The following is a 9,338-nucleotide window of genomic DNA, read 5'->3' on the forward strand; positions in this document are numbered from 1 at the left end:
GGAACCGACGCACCGCTGAAAGAGGAGAGCCGCTGATGGCACGGATCGAGCAGGCCGCCACCCGGGCTCCGGTGTTCGGGGGTGCACGATGACCCGCCTCGTGGTGGTCGGTGGGGGACCCGGCGGGTACGAGGGCGCCCTGGTCGCCGCGCAGCTCGGTGCCGACGTCACGATCGTGGATCGGGACGGACTCGGCGGTTCGGCTGTACTGACCGACTGCGTCCCGTCCAAGGCATTGATCTCCACTACAGACCTGATCGAGTCCGAGGCGACGCTCCCGGCGCACGGTGTCTCGCGCGAGGCCGCGGGCGACGTCCGACTCGCCGCCGGGACGCTGCGTAATGTCAACGCCCGGATCGTCGAGCTCGCGAACGCTCAGTCCCGTGACATCGAGCGGAAGATCGAGGCCGAGAACATCAGGCTGATCCGGGGCATCGGCCGGCTGGCCGGCCCCGATACGGTGGTCGCTACGGCGAATGACGGATCGACCGAGACGCTGTCGGCCGACATCGTCCTGCTCGCGACGGGCGCCCGACCGCGGGAGCTGCCGACCGCCGTTCCCGATGGTGAGCGCATCCTGACCTGGGAGCAGATCTACGCCCTCGACGAGCTGCCCGAACGGCTCATCGTGATCGGCTCGGGCGTCACCGGCGCGGAGTTCGCCAGCGCGTACACACTGCTCGGCTCGGACGTGGTCCTCGTGAGCAGCCGGGACCGCGTGCTGCCGGGCGAGGACCCGGACGCCGCGATCGTTCTCGAGGACGTGCTCACCCGGCGCGGACTCACCCTGCTCAGCCGGTCGCGCGCCGAGAGCGTCACCCGGGACGGCGACGTCGTGCGGGTCGTACTCTCGAACGGGACGACCGTCGAGGGCAGCCATTGCCTGGTGGCCGTGGGTTCGGTGCCGAATACGGACGGGATCGGACTGGCCGAGAGCGGGGTCGAACTCGACGGCAGCGGATTCATCGTCGTCGACCGGGTGTCGCGCACCAGCGCGCGCGGCGTGTACGCCGCGGGGGACTGCACCGGGGTTCTCATGCTCGCCTCGGTGGCGGCGATGCAGGGCCGCGTGGCGGTGTGGCACGCGCTCGGGGACGCGGTGGACCCGCTCGACGTCACGAAGGTGGCATCGAACGTGTTCACCGCGCCGGAGATCGCGACGGTGGGCGTGTCCCAGTCCGCCGTCGACTCAAACGAAGTCGTGGCGCACACCGTCATGCTCTCGCTCGCGGGCAACGCGCGGGCGAAGATGCAGGGTGTGGATGACGGCTTCATCAAGCTGTTCGCACTGCCCCGGACCGGCACCGTCGTCGGTGGCGTGGTGGTCGGCCCGCGGGCCAGCGAACTGATCCATCCCGTGTCACTCGCGGTCGCTTCTCGCCTCACGGTCGAGGATCTCGCCCACGCGTTCACGGTCTATCCATCCATATCGGGCTCCGTCGCGGAGGCCGCCCGACAGCTCCACATCCGCTCGTGAGGCCGTGGATGAGTCCGGAGCAGAGCCCGATGATCCTGCAGGTGTCGACATCGTCCGAGAGAGGCATTGATGACTAACGGAGCAGAGCTGCTTGTTGCGGCGCTCGAGAACGAAGGCGTACGAAAGATCTTCGGCGTGCCCGGAGAGGAGAACCTCCGGATGGTGGAGGCGCTGCGTCGGTCGACGATCGAGCTCGTCATCACCCGCCACGAGCAGGCGGCCGCCTTCATGGCCGCGACCCAGGGACGGCTGACCGGCCAGCCCGGAGTCTGCCTGAGCACCCTCGGCCCGGGTGCGTTGAACCTCGCGACGGGTGCCGCCTACGCGGACCTGGGCGCGATGCCGATGATCCTCATCACCGGGCAGAAGGCGATCCGGAGCAGCCGGCAGGCACGCTTCCAGATCATCGACATGGTCTCGACGATGAAACCGCTCACGAAGTCCTCACGTCAGATCGTGAGTACCTCCTCCATCCCCGCGATCGTCCGCGAGGCGTTCCGCGTCGCCACCGAGGAGCGCCCCGGCCCGGTGCACCTGGAACTCCCCGAAGACGTCGCCGGCGAGCCCGCCGACGGGTACGCACTCGTGCCGCCGCGAGTGACGCAGCTGCCGGTGGCCAGCAAGGAACTGCTGGATCAGGTGGCCGAGATCATCCGCGGCGCGGAGCGACCTCTGGTCATGCTGGGCGCCGGAACCAGCCGGCCGCGGCTGGGCGATGACATCGCCGAGTTCCTGTCCCGTACCCACATCCCCTACTTCAGCACCCAGATGGGGAAGGGGACCGTCTCCAAGTCACCGGACGACAAGATCACGGCCCTGTGGCTCGGCACCGCCGCGCTTACGGAACGCGACTATGTGCACCGGGCGATCGATCGGGCCGACGTGATCATCACCATCGGCCACGACACCGTGGAGAAGCCGCCGTTCTTCGTCAGCGACCACGTCACCATCATCGACATCGGCTACACCGCCCCGCACGTCGAGGAGGTCTACGTTCCCGACCTGGTCGTGACCGGTGACGTGGGCTCGAGCCTGCGGCGCCTCGCGGAGCGGCTCGCGGGCCGGGTGCCCAACGCCTCCGCGCTGCTCGAGATGCACGACGAGATCCACGAGCGGACGTTGGCGGGTTCCGACGCGGCGACCTTCCCGGTCACGCCGCAGCGCCTGGTGGCCGACGTGCGCAAGGTGATGCCGGACGACGGCGTCGTGGCGCTGGACAACGGTATGTACAAGATCTGGTTCGCGCGCAACTACAAGACGGCCGTGTCGAACACGCTGTTGCTCGACAACGCCCTCGCCACCATGGGCGCGGGTCTCCCGTCGGCGATGATGGCGGCGATCCTGTACCCGGAGCGTCGGGTTATGGCCGTCTGCGGTGACGGCGGCTTCATGATGAACTCCCAGGAGCTCGAGACCGCGGTGCGGCTCCGCCTCAACATGGTCGTCCTGGTTCTGCAGGACAACGCCTACGGCATGATCCGCTGGAAGCAGGCGGTCGACGAGCTGCCCGACTTCGGGCTCACCTTCGGCAATCCGGACTTCGTCAAGTACGCGGAGGCGTACGGCGCCAAGGGGAGCGAGGTGCGTGCGACCGAGGATCTGGTCCCGGTGCTGAACGCGGCCTTCGAGGGTGGCGGGGTTCACCTGGTCGTCGTGCCCATCGACTACTCGGCCAACGTCCGCGTTCTGGTCGAGGAGCTGCGCGATCAGGTGGAGTCGCAGCCGGCAGAGGAGTTCTGAGTATGCGGATAACAGCCGCCGTTCTACGTGACGCGGATCGCCAGCATCCGTACGCGTCGAGTCGACCACTCGGCCTCGAGGAACTGCAGCTCGACTCGCCCGGCCCCGGCGAGGTGTTGATCCAGATCAAGGCCGCAGGGCTGTGCCATTCCGATCTGTCGGTGATCGACGGCAAGCGTCCGCGCCCGTTGCCGATGGCTCTGGGGCACGAGGCCGCCGGCGTCGTCGTCGAGGTGGGGCCGGATTCGGGCGAGACCGGGGGCGCCGCCGACCTGGCGCCGGGCGACCATGTCGTCCTCGTCTTCGTGCCCTCGTGTGGACACTGCGAGCCGTGCAGCTCGGGTCGGCCGGCGCTGTGCGAGCCGGGTGCGGTGGCGAACGGCGCGGGGACGCTGCTCTCCGGGCAGCGGCGATTGGCGGATGCCGGCGGCGGCAGGATCAACCATCACCTCGGTGTCTCGGCCTTCGCCGACCACGCGGTGGTCTCGCGCCGCTCTGTGGTGAAGGTCGATTCCGACCTGCCGATGACCGAGGCGGCGCTGTTCGGCTGCGCCGTGCTCACCGGCGTCGGCGCGGTGTTCAACACGGCGCGGATGCCCGCGGGAGCGTCGGCGGCGGTCGTCGGCCTCGGGGGCGTCGGCCTGTCGTCGCTCCTGGGGGCCATCGCCGCCGGGGCGCGGCAGGTGGTAGCCGTCGACCTGTCCGACGACAAGCTCGCGTTCGCGCGTGAGTTGGGCGCCACCGACACGGTGAACGCCCGGGACCCCGATGCTGCGGAGCAGATCAAGGACCTCACGAACGGCGGGGTGGAATACGCGTTCGAGCTGGCCGGTTCGGTGCCGGCACTCGCGACCGCGTTCGCGGCGACGCGCCGTGGTGGGACGACGGTGACGGCGGGGCTGCCCGGCCCGGACACCCGACTGGCGCTGCCGCCCGTGGTCCTGGTCGGGGAGGAGCGCACGCTCATGGGCAGCTACATCGGCACCGCCGTCCCGTCCCGCGACATCCCGCGCTACATCGAGCTGTACCGCCGCGGTCGGCTCCCGGTCGACCGGCTGCTCAGCGGCGTGCTGTCGCTGGACCACATCAACGAGGGCTTCGACGACCTGGCTTCGGGTCGCACCGTCAGGCAGGTGATCACACTATGAGTAACGAATCGTCGGGGGACTTCCAGCGGCAGTGGGAGTCACTCCAGGCCGCACAGAACGATCTGGTGCGTAGTTGGAACGACCGCCAGGCCGACCTCGCCAAGGCATTCGGCCAGGCCATGTCGCCATCGCCGTCGTCGACGGAGCCTGGTCGTGCGGACGCGACCGCCGCTGCGGCGGAACCGAAGGCGGCGCCCGCCGGGGCGGACCCCGCGGCGCAGGCCGCCGCGATGGCCGACCTCTGGCGGTCGTGGGCCACGGCCGGCCCGCAGATGTTCGGAGTCGGGGCGCCCGGGGCGGCGACCAACCCCGGGTGGATGAACCTCGGGGGGACGAGCCCCGCGGGTATGAACACGATGTTCCAGCAGATCCTCGACCCGATGTCGGCGTCGGCCGCCGGCAACGAATACGTCGCCAGCGCCATCCGCTCGCTCATCGGCGGGCCGCAGTTCGCGGACGTCGACGATACGGCCCTGCGCACGAGCCGACTGGCGGAGCTGTATGCGGAGATGCAGGCGGCGAAGATCCGCTTCGACGGTGTCGTCGCGAAGGCCTGGGCTAAGGCGAACGAACAGTTCGCGACGGCGGTCGAGAAGCGGCGCGCACAGTCCGACAGTCCGCTCCAGCCGGTGGACGTGCTACGCGTGTGGCTCGATCTCGCCGATTCCGCGCTGACTCATGCTCAGCGCGGCACGGAGTACCTCGAGGCGCAGAGCGCCGTGCTGCGGTCGAGCATGGAGTTCGTTCTCGCTCAGCGGGAGCTCGGCGAGCGCATGTTCGACTCGATCGGGGCGCCGACGCGGTCCGAGCTGGACGAGGTGCACCGCTCGGTTCAGGAACTCAAACGCCGGGTGCGGGCGCTCGAGCGCAAGCAGAGCGACGGGGCGAAGAGGGGAGCACAGCCGTGATGCCGAACGTCATGTCGAGCCCGACGGAGGTCGCGGAGGCCGCCGCCTCGTTCAATGCGAAGATCAACACGGCGGTACAGAAGCTCCAGGCGATCAGCGACGACCAGGTCGAGATCGGTGCGACGCCCAAGGACGTGATCCTTCAGACGGACAAGATCACCCTCTCCCGCTACCGGCCGCTGACCGACGCCGCCGTCCGTACGCCGTTGTTGTTGACCTACGGACTGATCGGCCGACAGACCATGGCGGACCTGCAGGAGGACCGCTCCCTCGTGCGGAACCTGCTCATGGAGGGCATCGACCTATGGGTCGTCGACTGGGGCAGCGCCACCAGGGCCGATCGATGGCTGACGATCGGCGACTACGTGATGGGCTACCTCGACGACTGCGTCTCGGCCGTGCTGGAGCACACGGGAGCGCCGGCCATCAGTCTGCTGGGGATCTGTGAGGGCGGCGTCTTCTCCCTCGCCTACGCCTCCCTCTTCCCCGAGCGCGTCCAGAACCTCATCTTGACGATCACGCCGCTCGACTTCCACGCCGACCAGCAGGGCGACGACGACGATCAGGGCCTGATCAACGCCTGGGTCCGCGGTCTGACACCCGACGACATCGATCGGATGATCGAGGTCTGGGGATGCATGCCGGGAGTGGTCATGGCGACTGTGTTCGCCATGATCACGCCGACTCGCAACGTCACCAAGTACAACCTCGATCTTCTCGAAGTGGTCGACGACGACGCCCGGCTGATGAACTTCCTCCGGATGGAGAAGTGGCTCGCCGACCGTCCCGATCACCCGGGCGAGGCCGCCAAGCAGTGGTTCAAGGAGCTGTACCAGGACAACGCGCTGATCAAGAACGAATGGTCGCTGGACGGCCACCCCATCGACCTGACTCGGGTCACCATGCCGGTGCTCAACATCTACGCGAAGGGCGACACCATCATCCCGCCCGCCACGTCCCAGGCGCTTCGCGGCCGGATCGGCACCGATGACTACAGCGAACTCGGATCGCCGGGAGGACACATCGGAGTGTTCGTCTCCCGCAAGTCACAGGGTCTCGTGTCCGGCCATATCTCGACCTGGCTGCGCGAACGCGACGCCAAGGAATGGAGCGAATGAAATGTCGGTCGATGTAGCGTCGAAGAAGATGCCGCCGGAGGGGATCCTGAAGTTCGTCCCCCCCGGCGCGGACCTCATCATGCCCAACGCGAACGGCGAGGCCGTTCACGTATTGGACGCGCTGGAGGCCAACGCCGATCTGCTGGAGGGGGTGCGCATCCACCAGATGCACGCCCTGCGGGAACGCCCGTACATCAACGGAGAGTTCGGCGATCACCTCCGCCACGTGTCGTACTTCCTGGCGCCCGCGACACGTAAGGCATTCCATCGGGGCCAGTGTGATCTGGTGCCCAACCAGTTCAGCGAGATTCCGTCGATCCTGCGTATCGCCACCAAACGCACGTTGGGACTCGCGGCGTCGTCCCTGCCCGATTCCCGCGGGTACTTCTCGCTGGGCACGAACTGCGACTACACGGCTTCGCTGATCGGTCGTGCGCCGTTCTTCCTCGAAGCCAACGCGCAGATGCCGCGCACCTACGGTGAGAATCAGGTACACATCTCGCAGGTCGCGGGTTGGACCGAGGTCGACTACCCGTTGATCGGGCACGACCCGGTGCCCCCGAGCGCGATCGACGAGGTCATCGCAGCATTGGTGGCCGAGCGGATCCCCGACGGCGCGACCATTCAGGCGGGCATCGGCGGTATGCCCAATGCTCTGCTGGCGATGCTTCGCGATCACCATGAGCTCGGGGTGCACACCGAGCTGATGTCCGACGGACTCATCGATCTGATCCAGTCCGGTGTCGTCACCGGGACGCGGAAGAAGCTGCGACGCAACAAGGTGGTGACCACGTTCGCGCTGGGATCCCAGCGGCTCTACGACTTCCTGCATGAGAACTCGATCGTCGATCTGGCCCCGGTCGATTGGGTCAACGACCCGCGGACCATCGCCCGCGAGCCGAACTTCGTGTCCATCAACGCCACCACCGAGGTGGACTTCTACGGCCAGTGTGCGTCCGAGACGATCGCCGGGAACTACTACTCGTCCAGCGGTGGGCAGCCGGACTTCGCACGCGGAGCGATGTACTCCGAAGGTGGGCAGGGGTTCATCGTGCTGCAGTCGGCCACGCGGGACGGGAAGACCTCCAAGATCCGCCCGCAGCTCAGCCCGGGCTCGGTGGTCACGACGAACAAGAACCTCGTGGACAAGATCGTCACCGAGCACGGAGTGGCTGAACTCCGGGGCAAGTCGCTCAGTGAGCGTGCTCGCGCCCTGATCGCGATTGCGGCACCGCAGTTCCGCGAGGAGTTGACCGCCGCCGCCCGTGAGATGGCGCTGTTGTGACAGGCCGCCCCCCCGATTCATCGGGCGAGTTCGAGATCGTCCAGGTCAGGGGGCTGTCGCTGCGGGTCCGCCGGCGCGGTTCCGGCCCCGCCGTGTTGTTCATCGGTGGGCTGGGAAACGACATGACGGTGTGGGACTCGCTGTGTGCGGAGGCCGAGGGGATCACCGCCGTGACTGTGGACGCACCGGGGATGGGCGAATCGTCGATGCCACGTCGCCCGCTCTACATGCGGGAGCTGGCACGGGTCTACAAGGAGCTCATCGACACCCTCGATCTGGACTCGCCTACCGTGGTCGGGTATTCGTTCGGCGGTGCGGTGGCACAGCAGCTCGCCATCCAGTCGCCTGGGGCCGTGTCGCGGTTGGTGCTGTGCGCGACCGGTCCCGGCCTGGGCGGGGTTCCGGGGGATCCTGTTGCGCTCATGGAGATCTCGACGCCGTCGAGGTACTACAGCATCGAACGCCTCAGGAGGGTCTCGCCACTCCTGTACGGGGGCATGCGGGCCCGCAAGCAGTCACGCTTCCATGCGGAGCAGGTGGCCCGCACGATGGCCCCGCCGAGCGCGCTCGGCTACTCCTATCAGATGTTCGCCTTGATGGGGTGGAGCTCGCTGCCCTGGCTGCCCCGCATCCAGGCACCGACCCTGATCGTGGCGGGCGACGACGACCCGGTATTCCCGCTGGCCAACGCCCATCTCATGGCGGCGTGCATTCCGCACGCCACGGTGGCCGTCCGGGGCGGATCCGGGCACCTGGTCGTCATCGACGACGCACCGTCGCTGGGGCCGCTCATATCGCGGTTCGCGCGCAACCTCGACCTTCCAACCTCAGCCGACACCAACCACCCGGAAGGACTACACGATGACCTCCAACGCATTCAGTGAAAGTAACCGCCGCTACGCCGAACTGGTGGAGCAGAACCAGCAGGCGATGCTCAACGCCATCGACAACTGGACACGTGCCACGCGCGATGCGGCCATGCAGTTCGGCGGCGCCGGTGCGGTGCGCCCGTCCGACTACGCGGCAGGGCTCGTCGACCAGGCATACGACTTCGCGGCGAAGATGCTCGAGGTGCAGCGCGGACTGAGCAAGCAGTTGCTCAACGTCGCGTTGGATATGGCCGCGGACGCCGACCGCCAGATGCGGAAGGGCTGACGCTCAGCCGATGGGGACGATGACGCCGCCGATGGGTCGGGCGTCGCAAGAATTCAGACGTATCACTTAAGGGGTTTCCCGTGCCTGTCCACAGCAAGGATAGTTTCTCAGCCAAATCGACGATCACGGTCGGCGACACTACGAATACCTATTTCAACATCAATGCCGTCAAAGGAGCGGAAAAGCTGCCCTACTCGTTGAAGGTGCTCTTGGAGAACCTGCTCCGCACCGAAGACGGAGCCAACGTCACGGCCGCACAGATCCAGGCGCTGGCGGACTGGGATCCCTCGGCCGATCCGAGTATCGAGATCCAGTTCACCCCGGCGCGGGTGATCATGCAGGACTTCACCGGCGTGCCGTGTGTGGTCGACCTGGCGACGATGCGGGAGGCGGTGACGGCTCTCGGCGGTGATCCGAACAAGGTGAATCCGTTGTCGCCGGCGGAGATGGTGATCGATCACTCGGTGATCCTGGACGTGTTCGGTACCTCGGATGCGTTCGCCCGCA

The 9,338-nt window shown here is 67.5% G+C and carries 9 protein-coding genes; all 9 read left to right on the forward strand.

All coding sequences use genetic code 11. The features are described from left to right. Positions 1-88 precede the first annotated feature (88 nt). A complete protein-coding gene (locus ABD908_RS03390; protein WP_344990849.1) occupies positions 89-1,477 on the forward strand; it encodes an NAD(P)H-quinone dehydrogenase in 1,389 nt (462 codons plus the stop codon). A gap of 69 nt (positions 1,478-1,546) precedes the next feature. Further along, complete coding sequence (locus ABD908_RS03395; RefSeq protein WP_344990852.1) at positions 1,547-3,217, forward strand: acetolactate synthase large subunit; 1,671 nt, start codon at positions 1,547-1,549, stop codon at positions 3,215-3,217. A gap of 2 nt (positions 3,218-3,219) precedes the next feature. Further along, complete coding sequence (locus ABD908_RS03400; RefSeq protein ID WP_344990855.1) at positions 3,220-4,365, forward strand: zinc-dependent alcohol dehydrogenase family protein; 1,146 nt, start codon at positions 3,220-3,222, stop codon at positions 4,363-4,365. Then, on the forward strand, positions 4,362-5,273 hold the full coding sequence (locus ABD908_RS03405; protein ID WP_344990857.1) for a poly(R)-hydroxyalkanoic acid synthase subunit PhaE: 912 nt from the start codon (positions 4,362-4,364) through the stop codon (positions 5,271-5,273). The genes ABD908_RS03400 and ABD908_RS03405 overlap by 4 nt, the downstream gene beginning before the upstream one ends. Then, positions 5,273-6,391: an alpha/beta fold hydrolase gene (locus ABD908_RS03410; RefSeq protein WP_344990885.1), complete on the forward strand. Its 1,119-nt coding sequence runs from the start codon at positions 5,273-5,275 to the stop codon at positions 6,389-6,391. The genes ABD908_RS03405 and ABD908_RS03410 overlap by 1 nt, the downstream gene beginning before the upstream one ends. 1 nt (position 6,392) lies before the next feature. Continuing rightward, positions 6,393-7,676 (forward strand): acetyl-CoA hydrolase/transferase family protein, encoded by a 1,284-nt coding sequence (locus ABD908_RS03415; protein ID WP_344990860.1) that lies wholly within the window; start codon positions 6,393-6,395, stop codon positions 7,674-7,676. Next, the gene (locus ABD908_RS03420) at positions 7,673-8,560 is read left to right on the forward strand and encodes an alpha/beta fold hydrolase (protein ID WP_344990863.1); all 888 of its coding nucleotides are present in this window, start codon (positions 7,673-7,675) and stop codon (positions 8,558-8,560) included. The genes ABD908_RS03415 and ABD908_RS03420 overlap by 4 nt, the downstream gene beginning before the upstream one ends. Then, a complete protein-coding gene (locus ABD908_RS03425; protein ID WP_344990866.1) occupies positions 8,538-8,831 on the forward strand; it encodes a hypothetical protein in 294 nt (97 codons plus the stop codon). The genes ABD908_RS03420 and ABD908_RS03425 overlap by 23 nt, the downstream gene beginning before the upstream one ends. 80 nt (positions 8,832-8,911) lie before the next feature. After that, a partial coding sequence (locus ABD908_RS03430) for an aconitase family protein (RefSeq protein ID WP_344990868.1) occupies positions 8,912-9,338 on the forward strand: 427 nt, incomplete at its 3' end.

Source organism: Tsukamurella soli (assembly GCF_039541155.1).
Lineage (GTDB): Bacteria > Actinomycetota > Actinomycetes > Mycobacteriales > Mycobacteriaceae > Tsukamurella > Tsukamurella soli.